This window comes from Chloroflexota bacterium, from assembly GCA_038040195.1.
GTDB lineage: Bacteria > Chloroflexota > Limnocylindria > QHBO01 > QHBO01 > DASTEQ01.
Genome location: JBBPIR010000007.1, coordinates 24,865 through 49,195, shown reverse-complemented (window position 1 = coordinate 49,195; position 24,331 = coordinate 24,865). Strand labels below are relative to the sequence as shown.

Below are 24,331 nucleotides of genomic sequence, written 5' to 3'. Positions count from 1 at the left end.
CGATGTTCGCGGATCGCGTCCGCATCCACGTAACCGCCGGTTCGGGAGGCGACGGCTCACCGTCCATGCGGCGCGAGGCACACGTGCCGCGCGGCGGCCCCGACGGCGGCGACGGCGGGCGCGGGGGATCGGTCATTCTGACGGCGGAGGCCGGCCTCACGTCCCTCGGTGCCTACCGTCACTCCCCACACGTGAAGGCCACCAGCGGGGGGCGTGGCGCGCGGCGGCGGGCGCACGGCCGCGACGGCACCGATGCCGTGCTCAGGGTGCCGCCCGGGACGGTTGTCCGCCGCGACCCTGACGGCGACGTGCTGGGGGAGGTGCTCGCAGCTGGCGACCGGTTGGTCGTGGCCCGCGGTGGCCGAGGCGGTCGGGGAAACGTCCATTTCGTAACATCCACTCACCAGGCGCCCCGCCACTACGAGCGCGGCGACCCTGGCGAGGAGGGCTGGCTAGAGCTCGAGCTGAAGCTCATCGCCGAGATCGGGCTGGTCGGTGCCCCCAACGCCGGCAAGTCGACCCTGTTGGCGGCCTTGACCGCAGCCCGGCCCGAGGTCGGCTCCTACCCGTTCACTACCACTTCCCCGAATCTGGGCGTGATCTCGGTGGAGTCGGGCCCCGACGGCGAGCGCTCGGCGGTCATCGCCGACGTCCCGGGGCTCATCGAAGGCGCGCACCGGGGATACGGCCTGGGTCACGAGTTCCTGCGCCACGTGGAGCGCTGCCGGGTCCTGCTGGGCGTCGTCAACGGGGCTGCCGACGAGCCGGCGGAAGAGTGGCGTGCCGTGCTCGCCGAGCTTCGGCTCCACGATCCGACCCTCGTTCAACGGCCGCTGCGGCTGGTGGTCACCAAGCACGACCTGCCCGAGGCCCGCGCTCGCTGGCGATCGGTGGGCGCCGCCCTGCGCAAGGACGGGTACGACCCGATAGCGGTTTCGGCCCACGACGGGACCGGCCTGGATGCCCTGCGCGCCGCGCTGGCCGATGCGCTCGTTGAAGCCGACCGCCGCCAGGCCGAAATCGGGCCCGAGCCCGCGCGCCGCGTCCACCGCTTCGACCCGGCCGCGGACGGCTGGGAGGTGGTCGCCGAGCCGGATGGGCTCCGCGTCCGGGGCGCGGCGATCGAACGAACCGCGGCGCGCACGGATTTCGCCAACGAGGAGTCGCGGGAGCGCTTCCAGCGCCGCCTCGAACGGCTGGGCATCGACGCCGAGCTCCGACGCCGCGGCGCACGGAGCGGGACCATGGTGCGCATCGGCCGCCTCGAGCTCGAGTGGGGCGACGAAGGGTGACCGCCGGTCAGTCCCGGGCGCGAGCCCGAACCAGGCTCGTGCCGGTTGGACTGCCCGTGGCGGCTGGGGCCGAACGGGTCGGCATCCTGGGGGGCACATTCGACCCTCCGCATGTCGGTCATCTGTGGCTGGCGACCCTGGCCGCCGACGAGCTGGGCCTATCCCGGGTTCTGCTGATCCCCGCAGCCCACCCGCCCCACAAGCGCGGACGGTCCATCAGCCACGCGGCGGATCGGGTCCTGATGACCCGACTCGCGATCGCCAATGACCCGCGGCTGGACGTGTCGCTGGTCGAGCTCGAGCGGGAAGGGCCGTCCTACACGGTTGACACCCTGGTCGAGCTGCGCCGGCGCCATCCGGACGTCGAGCTGGTGCTGGTCATGGCGGCCGACAGCCTGGCCCAGGTGGACTCGTGGCGCGAGCCGGATCGGCTCCTCGAGCTGGCGTCCTGGGCCGTCGGCCCGCGCAGCGGGACGCCGCTGCCGCCTCGCGCCAACCTGGCCCGCCGCTTCGGGAAGGCGGCCGTCCGGATCCACCTCCTGGGCGGGCCGGCGCTGGACATCAGCGCGACCGAGATCCGGCGCCGCGTGGCGGCCGGCCGCGCCATCCGCTACCTTGTGCCGCGGGCCGTCGAGGATTTGATCCTCGAGCGCCGCCTGTACCAGCCATAGCCACTCGGACTCGGAGAACCGACCTGCAGCAGCCGACCCCGAACGTGACCCCGCTCCACCCGGAGCTCGACCCGGCTCAGCTGGCGCACCGGATCGTGGAGATCGTGTCGGACCACAAGGCCAGCGACGTCGTCATGCTGCGCACCGGGGAGCTCACCTCGCTGGCCGACTTCTTCGTCATCGGCACCGGCCGTTCCGACCGCCAGGTCACGGCCCTGGCCGGCGCGCTGGCCGAGGAGCTGCGGGCGCAGGGGGTCCGGCCGCTCGGAATCGAGGGGCGCGCCGGCGCGCGATGGGTGCTCCTCGACTACGGCAGCGTCATCGTTCACCTGTTCACGCCCGACGAACGCGAGCGCTACGGGCTCGAAAAGCTGTGGAGCGCGGCCCCGGCGGTGGTCCGGCTGGTCTGATCGGCAGGAGTACGCCCCGAGTACCAGTTGGTGGTGCTCCGGCGCACCGGTCGCTGGGCCCGGGTGCGCGATTCGGTGTACGGGCCGGGTACCAGCCCAGGGTACGGGGGTCCTATTGAGGTGGTGCACCGCCGCGCCCATCCTCGGCGTCATGAGCACCTCTCGGAAGCGCGAAACGACCGCGGTCGAGACCTGCCGTTATTGCGGCGGGAGCCTGTTGACCTCGGTGTTCGACACGTCCTTCCGCGACGAGAGCGTCGAGGAGCGGTTGTTCTTCGCCCTCCCCGGCGCCCTGTGCCTGCCGTGCAAGCAGCTGTACATCGACCACCAGCTGATCGGGATCCTGGGCCTCTCGAACGCGCGCTGCACGTTCGCGATTGAGAGCGACCGGGTCCTGCGCGCCGGGGCCGCGTAGCCCTTCTCTGGTCAGCTCGCCGGCGGCTAGCTCTTCGCCGGCGGCTAGCTCTTCGCCGCCGCGCCCTTCACCGCACCCAGGATGTACTCACCCAGCCACGCCGTGACCGCCGCCTCCGGCTCCGCCGTGTTGGCCTTGATCGCCAGGTCCGCCTCGAACAGGCCCCGCAGCATTTCCTCCAGCTCCTCCCCGTTGTAGCGTCGCGCGGCGGCCGTCACCCGCTCGGCGCCAGACGGGTTGCCGGGCCGCAGGCGCTTGGTGATCTCCGCCGCACCCGCACCGCTGGTCAGCAGGTCGCGGGCGACGGTGAGGTCCACCAGCCGGGCTTCAAGAGCGGCCATGATTCGCAGCACCGGCTCGCCCTCCGCCAGTGCTCGATGCAGGGCTTCAGCCGCGCGGGTCGGATCGCGCCGCTCGACCGCGTTGGCGACCGCATTGACCGATGGCGGCCGGGTGTCGGACACGAGGGACTCGACATCGGGCACCTCGATCGGTCGCTCTCCAGCGGCCAGCGCCAGCTTGCGTAGCTCGCCGTCAGCGACTCGCGTCTGCTCGCTGCGCTCGACGTCGTTCTCCCAGACCCCGCCGATTCGTTGGGCCAGGGCTGCCGCGGCCGCCGGACGGATGGCGATCTCCAGCTCGGCCGCATGGCGGGTGACCCAGCCCCGTAGCTCGTCGCGGCGTGGGGCGAGGCACGGTTCCACGCGACCACCAACCGCCTGCACGGCCGTCTCGAGACGCTTGAGGAGAGCCGGCGGACGGCCCACGTCCCGGGAGGGACGCAGCTCAGCCAGGGCCAGCGCCGCTCCATCGGGCAGCTGCTCGACGAGAGCCACCAGCCGATCGGCAGCGCTTCCCGATGTCCCCACGGCGCGGAGCGGCTGCCGCAGGACCACGCAGTGGGCCCCGAAAAGCCCGACGCTCGCCGCCTCCAGGGCGGCCCGCGCCAGCAGTGCCTCGTCCGGCGCGTGGTCGGGAGTCAGCACCACCCGGTCGGTCGCGCCTACCCGTTCGGTGAAGGCGGCCACCGCCCGGTCGATCAGGTAGCCGTCATCGCCGTGGGCCAGGAGCACCGACCCGGTCATCGGTCGCCGTTCGCCCACGCGGCCCGAAGCTGCGTTTCGAGTGCCCCGCGGCTCAGCCCGGCCGCATTGGCCAGTTTCGCCTCAAGGGCATCGGCCGGCCCGTGCGCCGCGGTGATCTGGTTGGCATGCGCCGGGTGGCGGGCCGCCATGTCGGCCAACCGGTCGGCGATCGTCATGAAGGATTGGCCAACCCGGCGGTCGGCCACCGAGACACAGATGGCCGGCCAGCCGCGCGGAGACCGCTCGGGGTCGAGCAGGCAGCTGACCGGATGGGAGGCGACCGGGTCGGCCAGGTCCCGATATCCCAAGGCGGTGAGGCGCTCGGCCCCCGCCAGTCCGTGGCGGCCGTTGGCCCGCGTCTCCATCTTGTCGATGTCGTGCAGCCGGCCCGCCGCCTCCACCAGGAGCGCGTCGACCGCCACCCCGTTGCGGGCCAGGATTCGCGCGGCTTCGGCTGCCACCCGGGCAACGCCCTCGGAATGGACGACCAGCCAATCGGGTGGGTTGTCGGCGGCGAGCAGCTGGCGGGCAACGGAGCGGTCGGGCACGGCCATGGCTCGATCCTACCCGTCCGGACCGTCTCACCGCCTCGCGCCGGCGTCGGGGCGGTCTGGCCGCGACGGCTGACGACCCAGTAGGCCCGCCCATCGGTCACGACTTCGACATCGCCGTCCCGGTCGGTGCGGTACACCGTCAACTCGGGCACCTGCTCCAGGTTCTCGAGGGTGGACCGATGCGGGTGACCGTATTGGTTGTCGACGCCGGCCGAAATGACGGCCACCGACGGCTGGACGACGGCCAGGAAGGCCTCGGTCGTCCCCGAGTCGGACCCGTGATGGCCGACCTTCAGCACGTCGACCGGGCGCAGCAGGCCGCGATCGGCAAGCAGGGCCTCGATGGGTGCTTCCGCGTCCCCGGTCAGCAGTGCGCTGAATCGGCCATAGCGTAGGAGGGCCACGACCGATGCGTTGTTGATGTCGCCATCCGGCAGCGGCCGGGCGATGTCGTCGGCCGTCGGAAAGAGGATCTCAAGCTCGGCCTCGCGTCCGAGCGGGATGACCTGACCCGCGCCAGCCGCCGTCACGCGGGCGCCCGGCTCGTGCTGGGCCGCGGCCAATACGTGGTGATGCGGGTCGCCGTGGAGCGGTCGCCCGCCGTCCACGAAGAGGCCTACCTCGTATCGGCGCAGGACCTCGCCCAGCCCTCCCAGGTGATCCTGGTGCGGGTGGGTGAGGATCACGACCTCGATCTCCCGCTCGTGGAACGCAAGAGCCTGGCCGATCCGCCGCAGGGTCAGGTCCGGATCCACGCCGGCGTCGATGAGCGCGGTGCTCCCATCCGGCGTCTCGATCAGGATCGCGTCGCCCTGGCCGATGTCGAGCACCGTCAGGTGCAGCCGGCCATCCGGCCAGGTCAGGACGGTGGCCACGGTGAGGACCAGCACCAGGCCGGCCGCCGCGCGTCGGGGTCGGCCGACCCAGGTAAGGGCGGTGGCGAAAGCCGCCGCCTCGGGAAGCGCCACCTGGGGCAGGCCGGGGCGACCGGCGACCTCCAGCGGCGACGCCATCGGCGGGCCCGGATCCGAGCGGCGCGAGAGGCGGCGGGCGGCGAGGCCCAGGAGCGGATACCAGGCCAGGGTGAGCCACGGGCCCCCGGTCACCGGCAGAGCGGCCAGAGGCAGCTCAGCGGCCGCGGTCCCGGCGGCGATGAGAGCGCGCAACGGGAGCCACGCCGCCCCACCGGCAAACCAGGCCGCCGCATCGCTTATCCCGGCGAGCGGCACGGCCGCGGCGAGGCCGCCCACCACCGCGGCCAGGGCGGAGCCGGCCATGACGGCGGGCACCAGCGGGACGACCACCACGTTGGCCAGCGGCGCGACCAGGGAAACCTGTTCGAACGTGGCCAGCAGGACGGGAAGCGTGGCCAGCTGGGCCGCGACCGTGAGCGCCACCGGCGTCCGGATCCAGGCCGGCCATCGTCCCAGCCGTTGCTCGAGAGTGCCGCCGAGCACGATCAGCCCGCCGGTGGCGAGGGCCGAGAGCTGGAATCCGACGTCCCACAAGGCTGCCGGCGAGATGACCAGCATGGCGACCACCGCCGCCATGAGCGCCGAGCCGGCGTGTGCGGGAGACCCACCCAGGCGGCTGACGAGCAGGGCACCGGCCATGAGCGCGGCCCGCACCACGGCCGGCGAGGCACCCACCAGGACGACGTAGCCGGCGACGGCCAGCACGGCTACCGCTGCGGGCAGCGCCGGCGCCGCTCGGCGGCGCAGGCGGCGCGTCAGTGCGCCGATGAGCACGACCACGATCGCAACGTTCCAGCCGCTGATGGCCACCACGTGGGAAAGCCCGGCCACCGCGAACGCGTCCCGCACGGCCGGATCGATCCCGGCCCGCACGCCAAGCAGGATGCCAGCCCCCAGCGAGGCCTCGGGTTCGGGCACCGTCGTGACCAGCCCGTCCAGGAGCCAGCGTCGGACGCTGCCGAAGCTGTCCGCCAGCGGATCGGACCGATGCCCGATGACGGCGACCTCGAATGCGCGACCCAGCGCCCCGATGCCCTGGCGCCGCAGCCGCTCGCGGTACGCCATTCCCTCGGCGTCCGCCGGATTCGGCGGCCGGATGATGACTTCGACGGCGACCCGATCGCCGGCGATCACCGCTGCGGATCTCGGGACGCGGACGAGGACCCGCCCCGCCAGGGGGCCGCCGGCCAGGCGCAGGTCATCGAGCACCAGGTCGATCGCGTCGCCCCGGGGTGTCGGCTCATCGGCAACGCTTCCGCTGACCCGCCAGGTTCCGTCGGCGGCAAGTACGTCGACGCTCCCGGGGCCGCCGGGCGGTGTGGTCGCCAGTCCTCGAACGCCGCCCAGGGCCATCCCGAACAGGAGCGCGGCGGCGACGAGCACCGCGGACCCAAGCATTTGGCGAGCGACGAGGCGCAGCCCAACTCCCACGACGACGCAACCCATGACGACCGCCATCACGGACGTGCCCAGCCACCCGGCGTCCGCGGTCGCGATGCCGGCCATCACCCCCGCCACGAAGCCCGGCAGCAGCCAGGCACCGCGCCGGTCCATGCGCGCGGCCGGCTAGGGGACTGTCACCAGGTCGGCGATCTGCTCCAGCTGGCGCGCGGTGAGCACCTCGCGGGTCACCAGTTCGTCCAGCGTCGCGAACGGCCGCTCGGTGCGCGCCGCGATGATCCGCTCCGCCGTGACAGGTCCGATCCCCGGCAGGGCCTCCAGCTCGGACTGGCTGGCCCGATTGAGGTTCACCTGCCCATCACCGCCAGCACCCCCGCCGCTCCCCGGGGTCTCGCCGAGCACGGGCACGTAAATCTGCTGCCCATCCACCACCGCGGCTGCCAGGTTCAGGCTCCGCGCGGCCGCGGCCAGGTCCGCGCTCTCGGCATAGCCACCCGCCGCGGCCAGCGCGTCCGCGACCCGCGACCCGGCGGGCAACCTGTGGATGCCGGGCAGGTTGACTCCGCCTTCGATGTCGACCACCAGCTCCCCGCCCTGCTCTCCCTCGTGCCCCATCGACGGCGCGGGCGTAGTCCACGGGTCGGGCGGAAATGACGGATCGGCCGGCGCCAGGGCGACGCCGGCGACCAGGGCGAGGCTCGCCGCTCCGGCCAGCACCACCGCGGCTGCCACGGCGGCCACGGTCACCAGGTCGAATCGGGTCATGCGCCTCCTGCATGGGAGGCGAGCGCGGATTGGTCTGCGTCCGGGACCCGACGCCTGGGCACTTGACGCCGGGCCTCGGAAGCAGGCCGGGAGGCTAACCGGCGCCCGGTTACCTCGGTTTTACCGAGCGGTGACCACGTTCACCAGACGCCCCGGGATGTGGACCACGCGGGCCGGCGCCCGCCCGTCAAGATGTGCCTGCACCCGCGCCGATGCGAGCGCCAGCCGCTCGATTTCGGCCTCCGGGGTGTCGGGCGCCACGAGCAGCCGGTCGCGTAGCTTGCCATCGACCTGCACGGGGAGCTCGATCAGATCCGCGGCCGCCAGGCCCTCGTCGGCCACCGGCCAGGGCTGCTGATGGATCGAGTACGGCCGCCCTCGACGCTCCCACAGCTCCTCAGTCATGTGCGGCGCCGCCGGCGCCAGCAACAGGAGGAGCGTGTCCACGGCCTCTCGGTAGGCATCTGTCCCAGCCAGCCCGTCATCTCGAGCCCGGCCAATGGCCGTGGTCAATTCCATGAGCTTGGCGACCGCCGTGTTGAAGTGCAGGCCCGCGTAGTCCGCGCTGACCGCCGCGATCGTCTGGTGGGTCACGCGCTGGAGCCCGCGGCTGCCCCCCTCGATAGCGGCCAGCAGCAGGTCGGCGGACGTGCCACCGCTGCCGGGGATCTCCCCGGTCATCGGGTTGAAGGTTGGTATGCCCGGCACGATGGGTACCGATTCGATGACCTGAGCCTGGGCCACTGCCCAGACCCGGGCCAGGAAGCGAGACACTCCTTCGATGCCGGTCGGGGACCACGGCCCACCCTGGTCCCAGGGCCCGATGAAGAGCAGGAACAGGCGGACCGTATCGGCGCCGTATCGGGCCACCAGGTCGTCGGGATTGACGACGTTGCCGCGGCTCTTGCTCATCCGGTGGTGGTCGGCGCCCAGGATCTGGCCCTGGTTGCGGAGGGCCACGAACGGTTCGTCGAACTCCAGATGCCCCATGTCGCGCAGGGCTTTCACGAAGAAGCGGCTGTACAGCAGGTGCAGGACCGCGTGCTCCGCGCCGCCGGTGTACAGGTCGACCGGCATCCAGTGGCGCATGGCCTCCGGATCCCACGGGCCTGACTCGAACTGCGGGGAGCAGTAGCGCAGGTAGTACCACGATGAGTCGACGAAGGTGTCCATAGTGTCGGTCTCGCGCCGCGCCGGCTCGCCGCCCACCGGGCAGGTGGCGGCGAGGAACCCCGCGTGCGACTGGAGCGGCGAGACCCCCGTGGGGGCGAAGTCCACGTCACGGGGCAGGAGCACCGGCAGCTCGGCCTCGGGCACGGGTTGCGGCCCATGGACGTCGCAGTACACGATCGGGATGGGCGCGCCCCAGTACCGCTGCCGGCTCACCAGCCAGTCGCGGATCTTGTACGACACGGCCGGCCCGCCCAACCCCCGGTCGCCGAGATGGGCGGTGATGGCCCGAATACCCTCCGCCGCGCTCATCCCGGTGAATGCCCCCGAGTTGATGAGCACCTCGTCGTCGGTGTGAGCCCCGAACGCGGCATCTGGAGCCGGCTCGGTCCCCCGGGGCGCCACGACGTATCGGATGGGGAGCTCGTACCGGCGCGCGAAGTCGAAGTCGCGTGCGTCGTGCGCGGGCACGCCCATGATCGCCCCGGTGCCGTAGCCGGGCAGGACGTAGTCGGCGATCCAGATCGGGATCCGCTCCTCGGTCAACGGATTGAGCGCGTAGGAGCCGATGAACATGCCGCCCCGTTCCCGCTCCGCGCTCAAGCGCTCCATCTCGGTCTCCCGTCGCGCGGCTGCGACATACGCCTCCACCTCGGCCCGCCGGTCGTCGGTGGTCAGCTGCGTCACCAGTGGATGCTCGGGCGCGAGGACCATGAAGGTGGCGCCGAAGATGGTGTCCGGGCGGGTGGTGAAGACCCGGATCGGCGCGACGGCATCGGTATCGGCTCCGTTGGGAGCCAGCGGGAAGTCGATCTCCGCGCCTTCGGATCGGCCGATCCAGTTGGTCTGCATCAGGAGGATCGGCTCGGGCCAATCCAGCTGAGAGAAATCGAGCAGCTCGTCCGCGTAGCGGGTGATGCGGAGGAACCACTGCTCCAGGTCGCGCTTGACGACCGGCGTCCCGCACCGCCAACAGGCGCGCTCGGCGCCCAGCACCTGCTCGCGGGCCAGGACCACCAGGTCCTTGGGGCACCAGTCGACCGGGGCCATGGCCTTGTACGCCAGGCCGGCGCGGTAGAACTGCAGGAACAGCCACTGGGTCCAGCGGTAGAACGCTGGATCTGAGGCGATGACCTCGCGCGACCAGTCCCACGCTGCACCCATCGTCCGGAACTGGGCCCGCATGCGGTCGATGTTGGCGTTGGTCCAGTCCGCGGGATGAATGCCACGGTCGATGGCCGCGTTCTCGGCGGGCAACCCGAACGAGTCAAAGCCCATGGGCAACATCACGTGCTCGCCCCGCATCCGGTGCATGCGGGCCACGACGTCGGGCCCGGTCGAGGCGTACCAGTGACCGATGTGCACGTCGCCGCTGGTGTACGGGTACATGGTCAACAGGTAGAACGGCCCAGGGGCGTCGTCGCGGGCGCGGTACAGCTCGTCGCGCTCCCAGCGCTCGCGCCACTTCGCCTCGAACGTGGCCGGGTCGAAGCGTTCCACCTCCTTGGAGCGGCCGCTCGCCGCGCGGCCGCTCGCCGCGCGTCCGCTCACGGCGCGTCCTCGCGGGCCTGCCACCGGTCCGACGCCCCTCTATCGGGGAACCAGGCCATCAGCAGCTCATCGCGGTACGTGCCGTCCGCCTGGCGGTACTGCCGGCGGCGCAGCCCTTCGCGGACGAAGCCGGCCCGTGTGTAGACCGCGATCGCCCGCGCGTTGTCGGGGAAGACGCTTAGCGCCAGCCGTGCCAGGCCCCGCTCGCGGACCCAGGCCTGGGTCGCGGCGACCAGATCAGTTCCCAGGCCGACGTCTCGCCAGCCCTCCGCCACGGTCACCGACAGGATGCCGACGTGGCGCGAGCTGACGTCCCGATCCGACATCACCAGGGCGTTGCCCACCACCTCCCCGCCGGCCTCAGCCACCAGCACGGCGGCCTCGTCGGCGCGGATCAGCTCCGCGATGAAGAACGCCTCGGACGGGGGGTTGATGGCCGTCGGCGGGGTGACCAGCCAACGTCCCTCGGCCCGGACTGCGGCGTAGAGGCGCGCCAGCGGCTCGGCGTCAGCCGGCCGCGCCGGGCGCAGCAGCCAGTGGCGGCCGTCGGCCGCGGTGCGCTCCGAGCTTGTTGAAGTGGACGTGGTCACCGCCGAGGCTCCGTTCGTATCGGTCTGTCCGCATCGGTTGCTGAAAAACGCGACCCCGCTTCGTCAGGACGAAGGGGGTCAGCCTCGCGGTACCACCATGACTTGACCGATGGTGGTGGAGCTGGGGGGACTCGAACCCCCGACCCCCTGCATGCCATGCAGGTGCTCTCCCAGCTGAGCTACAACCCCACGATCGGTCCACTCAATGGCGTGATATCGGACGCCGCCCCGGCCTTGCGGCTGCTCGGCGGGCGAGTTCCGCCCGCCTCCATCGCCGGCTTCCACCATCCCGGCTCGCTGCGGACGAGGCCGCGCGTACTGCTCCCGCGTCAACGCGTTCGGCGGGGAGTATACGGCCGGGGCGCACGGCGGGCATCATCGGGTGCCGGGACCATGGATACATGGCTCGAACTCGGATCGCGCGTATCCTGCCCGGGTGATCACGTCTATGCGCTCGCGGGCGCTGCCCATCGCCGTCATCGGCTTTGTCGTCGTCTTCCTTACAGCGGTGGTCTGGTATGCCGTCGCCGGCGGGGCGGCATTGACCGATCCCGCCGAGATCCTGACCCGCGGGGCCGAGGCGACTTCGGAGGCCGACAGCTTCCACGTGGCCCTGACCGCCAATGGCAGTGTCACCGATCCCGAGACGGGCTCGAGCATGCCGCTCGATGGGGTGTCAGTGGAAGGTGACATCGACGTGTCAGGAGAAGCCGCGCACGTCACCTTCGCCGTGCCCTTCCTGCTCGGCCTCGGTGGCGAGGCCATCGTCCTCGGCGAGGACCTGTACCTGCTCAGCTCGCTGAGCGGGAACAAGTGGATTCACATGCCCGTTTCGAGCGGTCACGAGCCAAGCCCGGTGCCCACGGCAACGCTCAACCCGGAACAAATCGCCGACAAGATTGCCGAGTTCCTGGCCACGGAAGGCGTTTCGGCGGAAACACTGGCCGATGAGCCTTGCGGCGACGCTACGTGCTACCACGTCCGGCTCGACATCTCCGCCGAAGCCCTGGCCGCGCACCCCGGCGCGATGCCGGACATGGGCGAATACGCGAGCCTCGTGCCGGAGTCCACGTTCACCGGGCCGCTGGTCGTGGACGTGCTGTTCGACTACAGCGGCCTGTGGCTGCGCGAGGTGTCTACGAGCTTTGCGGGTGAGGGGGCCGCGGAGACCGAGCAAGTGAGGTTCACCGTCACGTTCAGCGACTACAACGCATCCTTCGACATCAGCGCACCGCCGGCCGACGAGGTCACCGAGGAAGGGGAATTCCCGCTCTTCCCGAACTGAGAAGCGATTGCCTGCAGGACTAGAATGGGCGGCATCGACGCGATTTGAATGCCGTGTCGCCCATGGCACCTGACCGCACTCCAGAACATCACCCTGGCGCCGATGCGGGTGCGTAAGTGGACTCGCGAGCGGGCCGAGCAAGCGGCAATGGACCTCCTCAACCGGGTCGGCATCCCGGAGCAGGCGCATAAGTTCCCGGCGCAGCTGTCCGGCGGCCAGCAGCAGCGGGTCGCGATCGCCCGGGCGCTGGCGATGCAGCCCAAGATCATGCTTTTCGACGAGCCGACCTCGGCGCTCGACCCCGAGATGATCAGCGAGGTGCTCGACGCCATGCGGGAGCTCGCGGAGTCCGGGATGACGATGCTCTGCATCACCCACGAGATGGGCTTCGCGCGGGCGGTCGCGAATAGGATGGTCTTCTTCGACGAGGGCAAGATCGTGGAGGAGGGCCCGCCCCGTCAGATCTTCGACGAGCCGGCGCACGAGAGGACTCGGCAGTTCCTATCCCAGATCCTGCACTGACGCGGGGCCATCGGTGGGCGCGATAGGGACGTTGGGGGTTATTCGTGAGGCCAGCCGTAAGATGCGCCGATGAGTGATCGGCGGCTGGCTGTCATCGGGATCCTGGCCTTCTTCGCCGCCGCCTGCGGCCTGGCGGACCCAACACCTTCGCTGGCCCCGGGCGAATCGGTCCAAGCGGAAGACCCCGAATGCCGGCCGATCGATATCCTGGGCCCATCGGGCACCGGCGTTGTGCTGACCGGCGTGTGGCGGTCCAACGACTTCGGCGTCTACGACCTCCACCAGACAGGGTCCTGCCTGTATTGGCTGGGGATGAGTCAGTACTCCGGTGAGGAGCCGGGAAGCTCCTGGACGACCGTGTTTTCCGGGATCCTCCAGAGCGACTTCACGATCGTCGGCCGCTGGGCCGACGTCCCCTTCAATCCCGACATCCCCGCCGATTCTCTCGGCCGTGGGACGATGACCCTTCGGATTGGCTTTGACCAGTCTGGCGAGGTCGAGCGCCCGGTGCTGCGGGTCGCCAACGTGACCGGCGGCTTCGGAGGATCGGCGTGGGTCCTCGAGGAGTCGCTCGCCCCGGCGATCGAGCTCGACGGGACCTTCGGGGGCAACGTGGACCCGCTATTCCAGACGGGTTGTGCGTGGATCGAATCGAACGGCCAGCGGTACGAGCTGATTGGAGGCGAGGGGTGGGAAGTCCGCGGCGACTCACCCCTCAGGCTGGAGGATGGACGCGGACACGTGATCGCCCGGGTGGATGATCCCCTCCGGATCCGCGGGCGGGTGTCCGAGGCGCTCGGAACGAACTGCGTGGAGACCGCGATCCTGGTCGAGGAGCTCGGCCCGCCCTAGCCGGTTCAGTGGCGCGAGCGATGGTGGTGCGTACCTCACAGTATGCGAACCAACCGGCGGGCTCGATCCGTCGTACGAGTCCCTTGGATGCTTGAGCCGCCCCAATCGCCTGCCGAAGCCCCCATCAACTGAGACTCTGTTAGCGGTCGTAGGGCAGCCGTGACCCACACCGGCGAGGTGAAGGGTGCTGGACGACGGGGGATAATGCAGCCATGCAGCCACGAGAGACCGACGAGGAGTCCATCCGAAGCGTCGCGAGGGCCTATCTAGAGTCGTGGCTGGAGGGAGATGGCGAACGGATGCGTGGCGCGCTCCATCCGGACCTCGCGAAGCGCGGACTGGACTACACCGCCGACCGAAGGCCGTCCGGCGTGCATCACCTAACTGCTGAGTACATGGAGCGAAGCGCGGCGAAAGGTCCTCGTCCACAGTTCGCACGTACGTGCGAGATCACGGTGCTCGACATAGCCGATAGCATCGCCAGCGCGAAGGTCGTCTCCGAGCCCTTCATCGATTATCTCCACCTGGCCAAGCTCGACGGCCGATGGTCGATCGTCAACGTTCTCTACGAGGACCGAGAGCCCGCGAGTGAGTAGCCCAAGGGCGGTTCGCGATACCGCATCCGCCATGGAATGGTGGAGATGAGGGGACTCGAACCCCTGACCCCCGCGATGCGAACGCGGTGCTCTCCCAGCTGAGCTACATCCCCACGGGGCGCCCCCACGGGGCGCCGGCAGGATAGCACGGCCCCTTCCGCACACCCCCACGCGGGGGATTGTAATAGAACATCTGTTCTATTAGACTGACCGATGTGACCCTACCGGCTGCCCGTCCGCTCCCCGAGGTGCTCGTTGCGCTCCGCGAGCGCGGCCTGCGACGGGGCGTGGCGCCGCTCCCCGGGGAGCCGTCGATCCCCGCCGTCCCCACCGGTCACGCCGCGCTGGACACTGCGCTGGCCACGGGCGGCTGGCCCCGGGGCGCACTGGCCGTTCTGGATGCCGCTCCCGGCCACGGCGCCACCTCGCTGGCCCTCGACTCGGTGGCCGCCAGCCAGGCGGCCGGGGGCCTAGTGGCCTGGGTCGACCTGGCCGGCACCTTCGATCCGGCCCTCGCCGCCCGTCGCGGGGTTCGCCTGGAGTGGCTGCTCGTGGTCCGTCCGGCCGACGGTGCTGAAGCCCTGGAGCTGGCCGCCTGGCTGGCCCGTTCCCGCCTCATCGACCTGCTGGTGATGGATCTCGACGGGCCCGCGCCCTCCCGGTTTGACCGGCTGGTCACGCTCCTGTCCCGATCCGATGCCACTGCCCTGCTCCTCGCTCCTACCGCGCTGCGCGAGGCCGCCGGCCGGGTGGCCGGGGTCCGGGTCCGCCTCGAGCGTCAGGCCTGGCTGGCAGTGGGTCGGGACCTGGTCGGGCTGCGGGTGGCGGCCAGCGTGACGCGCCATCGCTGGGCCCTGGCCGGCGGCCACTCGGAGATCGACCTGTGGTTCGGGGAGGGTCGCCGCATCGACCCCCTGCTGCCCGCCCTCGCCGTCCCCCAGCCAGCTGCGGAGTCCGCCACGGTCGAATCCGCCGAGTCACTCCCCGCGCTGGCCGTCCTCAGCGCCTGACCCCAGCGGGTCGTCGGAGGACCGTGGATGCGGGTGCTGATGCTGGTGTGGCCGACTCTCCGAGCCGACGGGGGCGGACTGGAGGTCACGGCCCGCTGGGAGGCCATGCTCGACCGGCTGGATGACCTCTCCCCGCGGATCGAAGCGCTGGAGGTGGGCGTGGCGCTGGTCGATGTGACGGGCCTGGAGCCGATGCACGGGTCGGAGCGCCGGGTCGCGGCCCGGGCGGTGGTCCTGGCCGACGTGTACACGGTGCAAGCGGGGATCGGCGACAACCGCTGGCTGGCGGCCCTGGCCGCCCGCCTGGCCCGAGCCCGGACCGGCGACGCCACCGCCCGGGCCGCCTGCCTGATTCTCCCGCCCGGCGAGGGGCGCACCGCGCTGGCGGAGCTGCCCATCGGCCTGCTGCCGGCGGATCAGGCCGTGCGAGATCGGTTCAGCCTGTTCGGGCTGACCAGCATGGGGCAGCTGGCGGGACTGCCGCGGTCGGCCGTGGCCGCCCAGTTCGGGGCAGCGGGGGAGCGGCTCCAGGCCCTGGCTCGGGGGGAGGACTCGCGGCCGCTGGTCCCGCGCCGCCGGCCGGAGCGGCTGGCCTCCACCGTCCGGTTCGAGCCGCCGGCGGAGGGGACGACGGAGATCACCCTCGCCCTGCGCCGCGCGGCCACCAGCCTGACCAACCCGCTCCGCGGCCGTCACCTCGCTCCGGGCCGCGCCACGCTGACGCTTCACCGGGAAGCGGCCACACCGCTCACCGTGACCCTGGCCCTCCCCGAGCCGACCACCGAGCCGGACTGGATCGCACGCCTGCTGCTGGCCCGCCTGGAGGCCGAGGTCCGGTCCCGCACGGCGGTGGCCGCGGACGACGAGCCACGGATCACGGCCATAGCCCTCGCCCTGGACCGCCTCACCAACCCCGCCGCCCGCCAGCTCCCCGCCTTCGAGCCCCAGGCAGGACGCTGGGAGGAGCTGCGCTGGTCGCTGGAGCGGGTGAGCGCGCGGTTCGGGTCCGGCCGCCTGTGGCGGGCGGTGGCCGACCGGCCGACCGCCATGCTCCCCGAGCGGCAGTCGCGGCTGGTCGAGATCGGTATCGAAAACGCTGGTGGTGCGGACCGATGACCCGCCTCCATGCCACCCACCCCCTGGTCCAGGTCGAGACCGACGCGGCCGGCACCCCGATCCGCCTTCGCCTGGACGGCACCACCCACGCCGAGGTGGGCATCTGCAACCGCTGGCGGGTGGCCGACGACTGGTGGCGCGACCCGGTGGCCCGCGCCTACTTCAAGCTCGTCACCCGCGACGGGCTGCTGTGCACCATCTTCCTGGACGAGAACCGCGGCACCTGGCACCTGGAGCGCATCTTCGACTGACCGATACCGATGCCGCCCATCCGGCAGGTCACTGCGCGCCTCACAGGCCCTCGTGCTATCGCGTAGCACGTTACCGCGATACCACGAACGGGTGTGATACCGCGGCCGACCCGCCGGCCGACCGGCAGCCGATGCTCCTCAGGCCGGGGTCACGCCCGCATGCTACGAGGCAGCCCGACTAGCATGGGCCCGATGACGTCCCCGCCGCGCTTCACGGTCGAACGCCTGTGGCCCGATCCCGCCACCGGCCTCGACCTGGATGCCGCCTTCGCGGACCTGGGCCTGCCAGACGCCCCTGCGGACCGTCCCTATGTTGGCCTGAACATGGTTACCAGCCTGGACGGGCGAGCTCAGCGGGGCGATACCGCCGAGGGACTCGGCACCCGCGCCGACCGGCGCCTGATGCGCTTACTGCGCGTGGCGTTCGACGCGGTGGCCTTCGGGGCGGGCACCCTGCGAGCGGTGGACGGCTGGACCGATGTCCCGGCCGACTTGGCCGGGATCCGCGTCGCCGCCGGCAAGCCACCGCAGCCGCTCGCGGTGCTGGTTGCCGGGAACAGACCGATCCCGACCGATCGGCGCTGGTTCGGCACCGACCAGCCAAGACTGGTGGTGGTCGGCGCGGACGGCCCGCGCCAGGTTCCCGGTTCCGAGGTGCTGGTCGCTCCTTCCGAGCGCCCCGAGCCGGGATGGCTGTTGCGGGCGTTGGGCGAGCGGGGGATCGGCTCCGTCCTGCTCGAGGGCGGCCCCACCGTGAACGCCCAATTCCACGCCGCGGGCCTCATCGACGAGCTGTTCTGGACGGTGGGGCCGTGGCTGCTCGGCGGGGACGGGCTGCCCATGCTCGCCCCGGAACCCTCGTCCGAGACCCCGCGACCGGCACGCCTGGTGAGCGTCCACCGCGACGGGGAGGAGCTGTTCCTCCGCTACCGGCTGGCGCCGGAGTCGACCGGGTAGCATCGGTCCATGGCGAACGGCGACCGGGGACTGGGCCGGATCGGCGTGTGGAGCGACTTCGACACCCTGCCCATCGAGGAAGCCCTGATCTACGCCGCGCGGGTCGAGTCCCTCGGCTTCGGGACGCTGTGGGTGCCCGACGTCGTGGGTCGCGAGCCGTTCACCCTGCTCGGGTTGCTGGCGGGCGCGACCTCGTCCATCGGCCTGGGGACGTCCATCGTCTCGATCTGGGGCCGCGATGCCCAGGCCACCCGGATGGCGACGCTCACCCTTCAGGAGGCCTCCAGCGGGCGCTTCACGCTGGGCCTGGGCGTGTCCCACCTCCACCTGGCGCAGAAGCTGCGCGGCCATACTTATGAGCGGCCGCTGACCCGGATGCGGGAGTACCTGGCCGCGTATCGATCCGCCATCTACAAGGGACCAATGCCTGCCGGAATGCCTGAGCCGCTGGTCCTGGTGGCCGCCCTGCGCGAGCGGATGCTGACCCTGGCCGCGACCGAATCCGACGGCGCCTTTCCGTACCTAGTCACCCTCGAGCGCCTGGCCTGGATGCGCGGCGTGCTGGACGCCGCCGACGCCGCCATGCGACCCATCGTGGCGGCGAGCCTGCCGTGCGTGCTGGAGACGGATCCGGTGGCCGCCCGATCAGCGGCTCGCCACTACCTGCTGCCCTATCTGCGAACCCCGAACTATCAGGCGGCGTGGGCCGAGCAGGGGTTCGAGGCGGCCGACTGGGAGCGGCCGGGAAGTGACCGCCTGGTAGACGCCATGGTCGCCTGGGGCGACGCGGATGCCCTTCGTGCCCGGCTGGGGGAGGTCCTCGCGGCCGGCGCCGACCACGTGGCCATCATTCCGGTGACCGCATCCGGCGACACCGTCGAGGTCGCAGTTCTCGAGGCCCTCGCCTCTTAGGCGAGGCCGCCGGCTACCCGGGCTTCAGTCGCTGGGGCCTTGTTCCTTGGCCTTCGCCTGATTGGGCGAAATGCGCCGCAGGACTCGGAATCCGATGAAGAGCGCGATCCCGAGCACGACCAGGGCCGGCAGGCCCACGATCACGAACCAGATCGCTGCGCCGACCAGCCACTGGCCGAAGCCGACCAGCTGGGCGACTGCTTCCTGGACGATGGCGCCGGGGTCGAAGTCCGTGGTGGCCTGCTCGACCGCACCTGGGATCACGGACACGGTCAGAGTCGCCATGTCGGCCTGGTCGTTGTAGTACTCCAGCTGGGCCTGCATGGCCTCGATCTCGCCACGGACCTGGAACAGCTGGTTCTGGATGGCCAGGATGTCCTCGATCCGCTCGGCGCGTTCCATGAGCTCGCGGTATTCGACCTCCGCGGCCCGCAGATTCGTCAGCCGGGCTTCGATGTCGACGACGGCCGCGGTGACGTCCTCCTCGCGCGTGGCCTCGGACTTGACGTCGCCGCCCAAGTCGTGGATGCCGGCGATGGCGTCGTCGAATCGGTCGGCGGGGATGCGCATTGTGAGGGTGGCCGACTCCTCGAACTCGCCCTGGAACGAGCTGCTGATGTAGCCGTCGAGCTCGAGGGCCAGGGCGCGGACGGCGCCGGTGGTTTCGGCCACGTTGTCGACCTCGACCGTGATCTCCCCGGTCTTGATGATCGACCGGTCGGCTTGGCCCTGGTCAGCGCCTTCGCCGGTAACCCCTCCAGCCTCGTCAGGCGCAGCCGCGCCGGGTACGACGTCGCGTCCGGTCGCGTCGCCAGGCTGGCCCCCATTAAGGTTCTGCCCGACGTTGGTGAATCCTGCCCCTTGGCAGGCGGATAGAACCAACGCCACCAGGGCTATCGCGATGATGAAGATGGTTCGCGGGGTCTTCACGGACGTGGTCTCCGGGTATGGATGGTTGTCACCCGCCAGACGCCACAGTATCCCGCGCGGTTCCGTCCTCTAGATGCCGAAAGGGTTTGGCGGCTGGTCGGTGCAACCTGATTCGTCAGGCATGAGTGGCTCGATGTAGACCGACACGACTCGCGTCTCCGCCCGATCCCCAAGTCGCAGCTCGACATATGCGGCGGTACCCAATCCCTCATCCAGATACGGCTCGGCTCCAGGCGCTCGGAGCCCATCCGCAAGCGTGACGGCCTCGTCGCGACTCACCTCCCCGCAGCGGAGCAGATAGGCGGGGTCGGCCGCGGACACGTCGATTTCCTCGCCCCAATCGAGTATCTCGCCACCCAGCGGCCAATCGATGTCCGCGATGTCAACCGGCAGCTCATCGAGACTGCCGCCCCAGGCTTGAGCCTCGACGAAGACCAGGAAGCGCTGAGCCTGATAGTCGCACTGCTCAGTTGACGCCCACTCTTCGGCAGGCAGCCACGTTGTGAAGTCGACCAGGCGGGTTGCCAGAGCATCGAGCGCCTCACGCTCCGAGGAGGGCTCATAGAAGGTTGCATCGTCGGCGTAGACGGAGGTCCATCCGACCACGGCCTGCTCGGAACCCCGAGCGACGGTGATGCTGTAACCCGATGCGCCTCGGCCGGGGGGTTCGACGCCCGGGAGCGGGACTGGCGGGTACTGCGCGCTCGCCTCGAACAGGCCCGTGTCGAGGACCTCGCCCACCAGTCGCTCGACCCCCGCATCGGTGAGGAAGCGGACGATCATCCACGCCTCGTCGCTGTACACGTTGGGCGTGATCCCGGGTGTCAGAACCCGGCCATCGTCATAGATGCTGATGACCCAGGTCCGGCCAGTCTCTCCGATTGCCTCGATCCGGAGCCTCAAGGTCCCCGATTCGTGGGCCGACTCACATCCAATCAGCGGTGTGGGTTCTGGCGTTAGTGATGGCTCCGCGCTCGCGAGCGCGCTCGGTCCGGCCGTGAGCGATGGCTGACCTCCGGTCAGTCCGGCAAGAGCGGCCGCCGCAAGGCCGATGGCGATGGCGATGATGATGACGACGGCGACAATCGGGCCGGTCCGACGCTTGTGTTCCACCCTCCACGATGCTGAGCGACCGGGTTCTAGGCGTCAAGGCCGCCGGCGAAGTCGGGTCTGGACAAATAGAACACGCGTTCTATACTGGACCGTCCGATGGTCGCACCGGACGCCTACTGCGAGCTCCACGTTCACAGCAACTTCTCGTTCCTCGACGGAGCGAGTCATCCCGAGGACCTGGTGGCCCGGGCCGCGACGATCGGGATGCCGGCACTCGCCCTCACCGACCACGCGGGCCTGTACGGCGCCGTGCGCCTGTGGAAGGCGGCCGAGCAGACCCGGACCGATGAGGGCCGCGCCGCAGGCTTGTCCCCGGTGCAGCCGATCCTGGGCGTGGAGCTGGCCATTCCCCGCGATGAGCGCGAGCTCCGCGCGGCGCGGCGCGGCCGACGTATGGCGCTGCCACTCCGCGGGCCGAAGGCCAGCCGTGGCTGGCCGGGGGAGCATCACGCCGGCCCGTCCCCCGGCGACCACCTGGTCCTGCTGGCCCGCGACCCGGATGGGTATGCCGCCCTGTCGCGGCTCGTGTCCGCCGGCCACCTGGCAGGCGAAAAGGCGTTCCCCGTGTTCGAGGCGGCGCAGGTCGCGGCCGCGCTGGTCGAAGCGCGCGGCCACCTGATCGGGCTCAGCGGCTGCCGAAACGGAGAGGTCCCGCGCCGCCTGCTGGCCGGGGAGCGGGCCGCCGCGCGGGCCGCGGCAGAACGCTGGGCCCGCTGCTTCTCCGATGGGGACTTTTGCGTGGAGCTGTCCCATCACTTGCTTCCCGACGACGACTGGCTGGTCTCCGAGCTGGCATCCCTGGCCGACGAAACGGGCCTGCCCACGGTCGTCACCAACGAGGTCCACTACGCGGAGCCGGCCAACCATCGGCTCCAGGACGTGCTGGTCGCCATCCGCCACGGCGCCTCGCTGGACGACACGCGCGAGCTGCGCCTGCCGAACGCCGAGTACGACCTCAAGACCGGCCCCCAGATTGCGGCCATCGGCGCCGGCCTGCCCGACCCTCGCGCCCGGCGTGCCTGGCACGACGGGATGGCGCGGGCGGCAGCCATCGGCCAGGCCTGCCGGCTGGACCTGGGCTTCGAGCGCTATCGGTTCCCGGGCTTCACCGTTCCCGACGGGGAGACGCCGTTCTCGTACCTGTACCAGCTTGCCCAGGACGGCTTACGGCGTCGTTATCGGCCCATTACCAAGCGCGCTCTAGAGCAGCTGACGCACGAATTGAGCGTCATCGACCGCACCAACCTGTCCGAGTTCTTCCTGATCGTGTGGGACCTGATGGAGTTCGCGCGCCGGAACGGGATCATCGGCCAGGGAAGGGGGAGTGCCGGCGACTCGATCGTGGCCTATTGCCTGGGCATCACCAAGGTCGATCCCATCGAGCACAAGCTCCTGTTCGAGCGCTTCATCAATGAGGCCCGCGCGCTGCCCGACATCGACATCGACTTCGACGTCAACCGTCGCGAGGAGATCATCCAGTACCTGTACCGCCGCTACGGCACCGACCACGCGGCCATGGTCTGCAACGTCATTACCTACCGCGCCCGATCCGCGGTCCGTGAGGTGGCCAAGGCGCTCGCCTTCCCGGCCGAGGTGGTGGACCGGGTGGCCAAGGCGCTCGACACCCGCGACGCATCCGAGGTGGCGGCCGACCTGGCGCTGGACGGCGAGTTCGGCTGGCTGTTCGAGGAGCTGGGCCAGACCGATGCGGAAGCCGATGTCGGGACCGATACCGGCGATGCCGCCCCGCTGGTCGTCCGCAGCAACGACAACCCGTGGCATTTCCGCAGCCGGCCGACCCTGCGCCCCGACCTGGCCGCCGCCGAGGCCCGGGCCCGCGAGGCGGCCGGAGATCACGACGGGCGTCCGTACAGCGAAAGCGGCTGGTACCCACCCCGCCGGCCGAAGGCCCTGGACCAATCATCGGTCCAGGTCCGCCACGAGGGCTGGGAGCGGCAACGATACGCGGCCGGTGCTCCGGCGGCCGGCGATCCGAGTGGCCACGATGGGCACGTGCCGGTCGATCCGGAGAGCGGCATGCAGGTGGACCGCCGCCCCCGCCCATCGGTCCTTGCCGAAGCGCCACCCGGCGAAGCCGTCATCCAGCCGCGCAACCGATGGCAGTGGCTGCTGGCCCTGTGCGCCGAGATCGACGGATTCCCGCGCCACCTGGGGATCCACGTCGGCGGGATGGTCGTCACCCGGACCCCGATCACCGAGCTGGTCCCCATCGAGCGGGCCACCATGCCGGGTCGGGTCGTCACCGAGTACGACAAGGAGGACGTCGAGGCCCTGGGCCTGGTGAAGATCGACCTGCTCTCCCTGCGGACCCTGGGCGCGGTGTCGGACGCCGTGGACCGCATCGAGCGCGACACCGGCCAGCGCCCCGACCTGGATGCCCTGGCCCATGACGATCCGGACGTGTTCCGTTCCATCCGCGCCGCCGACACGGTGGGCGTGTTCCAGGTCGAGTCCCGGGCCCAGATGCAGGCCCTGCCCAAGGCCCATCCCGAGCGATTCGAGGACCTCGTGGTCCAGGTGGCCATCATTCGCCCCGGCCCGGTCCAGGGCAACGCGGTCCATCCGTACCTGCGGCGCCGTGCCGGCACCGAGGAGGTGATCTACGCCCACCCCAGCCTGCAGCCCATCCTGGAGGACACCCTGGGCGTGATCCTGTACCAGGAACAGGTCATGCAGATCGCCATCACGGTGTGCGGCTATAGCGCCACCGAGGCCGACATCTTCCGCAAGGCGATGGGCTCCCACCGCTCCCACCAGGCCATGCAGCGGGAGCGGGATCGGTTCATTACCGGCGCCTTACGAACCGGTTTGACCGAGCCCGATGCCGAGGATCTCTTTCGCCGCTGCAGCGCCTTCGCCGAGTTCGGCTTCGCACGGGCCCACGCCGCGGCCTTCGCCAAGATCACCTACGACACCGCCTGGCTCCGGCTTCGCTACCCGGCCCACTACCTGGCCGGGCTGCTGAACAACCAGCCGCTGGGCTTCTACTCGCCCGCCACCCTGGTCAACGACGCGCGCCGGCACGGCCTGACCGTGCTGCCGGTGGATGTCAACCGCTCGGCCTGGGAGCACGAGACAGAGCGCATCGGCGACTCCGCCGACGCGGGTTCCGACGGCGACCCGACCCGCGACTTCGCCGTCCGCCTGGGCCTGCGCCAGGTGAAGGGCATCGACGAGGCCGCGCGCGTGGCGCTCGAGCGCGAGCGCGCCATCGGTCCCTACCGGAGCGTGCGCGACTTCGTGGCCCGCACTGGCCTGGCGGAGCCGGTGGTCGAGCGCCTGATCGCGATCGGCGCCTTCGACTGGACCGATATACCCCGCCGCGAGCTGCTCTGGCAGCTGCGGGCCACCCTGCCCGATGCCGATCCCCAGCGTCCACCGCTGGGCCTGACCGATGCCGCCGCGGGCGAGGTGGGGGCGACGCTGCCGCCCATGAGTCGTGCCGAACGCGTGGCCGCCGACTACCGGGAGCTGGGCCTGTCGCCCACGACCCACGCCGTCGAGCTGTTCCGCCAGCGATTGACCGAGCGTGGCGTGCTGACGGTCCGCGGCGCCGGGGAGCAGCGGAACGGCGCCACCGTCCGCATGGGTGGGGTCGCGACCTCGATCCAGCACCCCATGACCGCCAAGGGCTTCGTGTTCCTGGCCCTGGAGGACGAGACAGGGATGATGAACATCACCCTGCGCCCCGACGTGTACCGCAGATATCGGGCCGTGCTCCACCGTCACCCGCTGCTCGTCATCGACGGGCGGCTCCAGGTGGAGGGCGCGGTGCTGAACGTGGTCGCCCGTCACCTGGAGCCGGTGGAGGCGGTCATCGCCGAGCCCGCCGACCCCGCCCGCCAGGCCCGGTTTGACCTTACCAAGCAGCGGCGCATGTTCCGCTAG

21 protein-coding genes, 2 tRNA genes and 1 pseudogene are annotated in these 24,331 nt (G+C 70.9%); 14 read left to right on the top strand and 10 right to left on the bottom strand.

The annotated features are described in order from the left end of the window. The first annotated feature begins 2 nt into the window (after positions 1–2). The 4 genes from obgE (at position 3) to AABM41_08415 (ending at position 2,788) form a co-directional block, all read left to right on the top strand. Positions 3–1,292, top strand: coding sequence for a GTPase ObgE (obgE, locus tag AABM41_08430; protein ID MEK6192333.1), 1,290 nt, complete (start codon positions 3–5; stop codon positions 1,290–1,292). 38 nt (positions 1,293–1,330) lie between these two features. Further along, positions 1,331–1,963, top strand: a complete 633-nt coding sequence (gene nadD / locus AABM41_08425) for a nicotinate-nucleotide adenylyltransferase (GenBank protein ID MEK6192332.1) — start codon at positions 1,331–1,333, stop codon at positions 1,961–1,963. Positions 1,964–2,007: 44 nt separating this feature from the next. Continuing rightward, complete coding sequence (rsfS, locus tag AABM41_08420; protein ID MEK6192331.1) at positions 2,008–2,373, top strand: ribosome silencing factor; 366 nt, start codon at positions 2,008–2,010, stop codon at positions 2,371–2,373. 151 nt (positions 2,374–2,524) lie between these two features. Next, on the top strand, positions 2,525–2,788 hold the full coding sequence (locus AABM41_08415; GenBank protein ID MEK6192330.1) for a hypothetical protein: 264 nt from the start codon (positions 2,525–2,527) through the stop codon (positions 2,786–2,788). A 44-nt stretch (positions 2,789–2,832) separates the two neighbouring features. On the opposite strand, the gene holA is transcribed toward AABM41_08415, so the two are convergent. The 7 genes from holA to AABM41_08380 all read right to left on the bottom strand — a co-directional run bounded on the left by holA (position 2,833) and on the right by AABM41_08380 (position 11,067). Continuing rightward, a complete protein-coding gene (gene holA, locus AABM41_08410; protein ID MEK6192329.1) occupies positions 2,833–3,891 on the bottom strand; it encodes a DNA polymerase III subunit delta in 1,059 nt (352 codons plus the stop codon). Continuing rightward, entirely contained in the window at positions 3,870–4,049 is a 180-nt protein-coding gene (locus tag AABM41_08405) for a hypothetical protein (GenBank protein MEK6192328.1), read from the bottom strand. The genes holA and AABM41_08405 overlap by 22 nt, the downstream gene beginning before the upstream one ends. After that, complete coding sequence (locus AABM41_08400) at positions 4,046–6,955, bottom strand: ComEC/Rec2 family competence protein (protein ID MEK6192327.1); 2,910 nt, start codon at positions 6,953–6,955, stop codon at positions 4,046–4,048. Before AABM41_08400 ends, AABM41_08405 begins: the two co-directional genes overlap by 4 nt. Before the next feature lie 12 nt (positions 6,956–6,967). Next, the gene (locus AABM41_08395; GenBank protein MEK6192326.1) at positions 6,968–7,567 is read right to left on the bottom strand and encodes a ComEA family DNA-binding protein; all 600 of its coding nucleotides are present in this window, start codon (positions 7,565–7,567) and stop codon (positions 6,968–6,970) included. Between the two features lie 120 nt (positions 7,568–7,687). Next, entirely contained in the window at positions 7,688–10,288 is a 2,601-nt protein-coding gene (gene leuS, locus AABM41_08390) for a leucine--tRNA ligase (GenBank protein ID MEK6192325.1), read from the bottom strand. Beyond that, the gene (locus AABM41_08385; protein MEK6192324.1) at positions 10,285–10,878 is read right to left on the bottom strand and encodes a GNAT family protein; all 594 of its coding nucleotides are present in this window, start codon (positions 10,876–10,878) and stop codon (positions 10,285–10,287) included. The genes leuS and AABM41_08385 overlap by 4 nt, the downstream gene beginning before the upstream one ends. A 113-nt stretch (positions 10,879–10,991) precedes the next feature. Continuing rightward, positions 10,992–11,067, bottom strand: a tRNA-Ala gene (locus AABM41_08380). A gap of 247 nt (positions 11,068–11,314) precedes the next feature. Between AABM41_08380 and AABM41_08375 the strand changes: the two genes are divergently transcribed. The 4 genes and pseudogenes from AABM41_08375 to AABM41_08360 all read left to right on the top strand — a co-directional run bounded on the left by AABM41_08375 (position 11,315) and on the right by AABM41_08360 (position 14,133). Beyond that, the gene (locus AABM41_08375; protein ID MEK6192323.1) at positions 11,315–12,163 is read left to right on the top strand and encodes a hypothetical protein; all 849 of its coding nucleotides are present in this window, start codon (positions 11,315–11,317) and stop codon (positions 12,161–12,163) included. Positions 12,164–12,229: 66 nt separating this feature from the next. Then, positions 12,230–12,685 (top strand): annotated as a pseudogene (locus AABM41_08370) (amino acid ABC transporter ATP-binding protein). A gap of 69 nt (positions 12,686–12,754) precedes the next feature. Beyond that, positions 12,755–13,537 carry a hypothetical protein gene (locus tag AABM41_08365; protein MEK6192322.1) on the top strand — a complete coding sequence of 261 codons (783 nt, stop codon included), beginning with the start codon at positions 12,755–12,757 and terminating at the stop codon, positions 13,535–13,537. A 212-nt stretch (positions 13,538–13,749) separates the two neighbouring features. Next, positions 13,750–14,133 carry a nuclear transport factor 2 family protein gene (locus AABM41_08360; protein MEK6192321.1) on the top strand — a complete coding sequence of 128 codons (384 nt, stop codon included), beginning with the start codon at positions 13,750–13,752 and terminating at the stop codon, positions 14,131–14,133. Between the two features lie 37 nt (positions 14,134–14,170). Here AABM41_08360 and AABM41_08355 read toward each other — a convergent pair. Then, positions 14,171–14,246, bottom strand: a tRNA-Ala gene (locus AABM41_08355). Between the two features lie 102 nt (positions 14,247–14,348). Between AABM41_08355 and AABM41_08350 the strand changes: the two genes are divergently transcribed. The 5 genes from AABM41_08350 to AABM41_08330 all read left to right on the top strand — a co-directional run bounded on the left by AABM41_08350 (position 14,349) and on the right by AABM41_08330 (position 18,379). Further along, entirely contained in the window at positions 14,349–15,143 is a 795-nt protein-coding gene (locus AABM41_08350; protein MEK6192320.1) for a hypothetical protein, read from the top strand. A gap of 27 nt (positions 15,144–15,170) precedes the next feature. Beyond that, positions 15,171–16,259 (top strand): hypothetical protein, encoded by a 1,089-nt coding sequence (locus AABM41_08345; protein ID MEK6192319.1) that lies wholly within the window; start codon positions 15,171–15,173, stop codon positions 16,257–16,259. Next, a complete protein-coding gene (locus AABM41_08340) occupies positions 16,256–16,510 on the top strand; it encodes a hypothetical protein (protein ID MEK6192318.1) in 255 nt (84 codons plus the stop codon). The genes AABM41_08345 and AABM41_08340 overlap by 4 nt, the downstream gene beginning before the upstream one ends. 192 nt (positions 16,511–16,702) lie before the next feature. After that, positions 16,703–17,467: a dihydrofolate reductase family protein gene (locus AABM41_08335; protein MEK6192317.1), complete on the top strand. Its 765-nt coding sequence runs from the start codon at positions 16,703–16,705 to the stop codon at positions 17,465–17,467. A 9-nt stretch (positions 17,468–17,476) separates the two neighbouring features. After that, positions 17,477–18,379, top strand: coding sequence for a TIGR03620 family F420-dependent LLM class oxidoreductase (locus tag AABM41_08330; GenBank protein MEK6192316.1), 903 nt, complete (start codon positions 17,477–17,479; stop codon positions 18,377–18,379). Positions 18,380–18,403: 24 nt separating this feature from the next. Here the strand turns inward: AABM41_08330 and AABM41_08325 are convergent, their stop codons facing one another. Together AABM41_08325 and AABM41_08320 are read right to left on the bottom strand one after the other, a co-directional pair. Next, positions 18,404–19,309 carry a DUF4349 domain-containing protein gene (locus AABM41_08325; GenBank protein MEK6192315.1) on the bottom strand — a complete coding sequence of 302 codons (906 nt, stop codon included), beginning with the start codon at positions 19,307–19,309 and terminating at the stop codon, positions 18,404–18,406. A 69-nt stretch (positions 19,310–19,378) separates the two neighbouring features. Continuing rightward, complete coding sequence (locus tag AABM41_08320) at positions 19,379–20,422, bottom strand: hypothetical protein (GenBank protein MEK6192314.1); 1,044 nt, start codon at positions 20,420–20,422, stop codon at positions 19,379–19,381. Between the two features lie 96 nt (positions 20,423–20,518). Between AABM41_08320 and AABM41_08315 the strand changes: the two genes are divergently transcribed. Beyond that, positions 20,519–24,331 carry a PHP domain-containing protein gene (locus AABM41_08315; protein ID MEK6192313.1) on the top strand — a complete coding sequence of 1,271 codons (3,813 nt, stop codon included), beginning with the start codon at positions 20,519–20,521 and terminating at the stop codon, positions 24,329–24,331.

Coding starts and splice junctions, on each gene's coding strand:
- AABM41_08395 (MEK6192326.1), bottom strand. CDS start 7,567: ATGACCCGATTCGACCTGGTGACCGTGGCCGCCGTGGCAGCCGCGGTG.
- AABM41_08365 (MEK6192322.1), top strand. CDS start 12,755: ATGAGTGATCGGCGGCTGGCTGTCATCGGGATCCTGGCCTTCTTCGCC.
- obgE (MEK6192333.1), top strand. CDS start 3: ATGTTCGCGGATCGCGTCCGCATCCACGTAACCGCCGGTTCGGGAGGC.
- AABM41_08405 (MEK6192328.1), bottom strand. CDS start 4,049: ATGACGATCGCCGACCGGTTGGCCGACATGGCGGCCCGCCACCCGGCG.
- AABM41_08345 (MEK6192319.1), top strand. CDS start 15,171: ATGCGGGTGCTGATGCTGGTGTGGCCGACTCTCCGAGCCGACGGGGGC.
- AABM41_08415 (MEK6192330.1), top strand. CDS start 2,525: ATGAGCACCTCTCGGAAGCGCGAAACGACCGCGGTCGAGACCTGCCGT.
- AABM41_08315 (MEK6192313.1), top strand. CDS start 20,519: ATGGTCGCACCGGACGCCTACTGCGAGCTCCACGTTCACAGCAACTTC.
- AABM41_08330 (MEK6192316.1), top strand. CDS start 17,477: ATGGCGAACGGCGACCGGGGACTGGGCCGGATCGGCGTGTGGAGCGAC.
- AABM41_08400 (MEK6192327.1), bottom strand. CDS start 6,955: ATGGACCGGCGCGGTGCCTGGCTGCTGCCGGGCTTCGTGGCGGGGGTG.
- AABM41_08360 (MEK6192321.1), top strand. CDS start 13,750: ATGCAGCCACGAGAGACCGACGAGGAGTCCATCCGAAGCGTCGCGAGG.
- AABM41_08335 (MEK6192317.1), top strand. CDS start 16,703: ATGACGTCCCCGCCGCGCTTCACGGTCGAACGCCTGTGGCCCGATCCC.
- AABM41_08340 (MEK6192318.1), top strand. CDS start 16,256: ATGACCCGCCTCCATGCCACCCACCCCCTGGTCCAGGTCGAGACCGAC.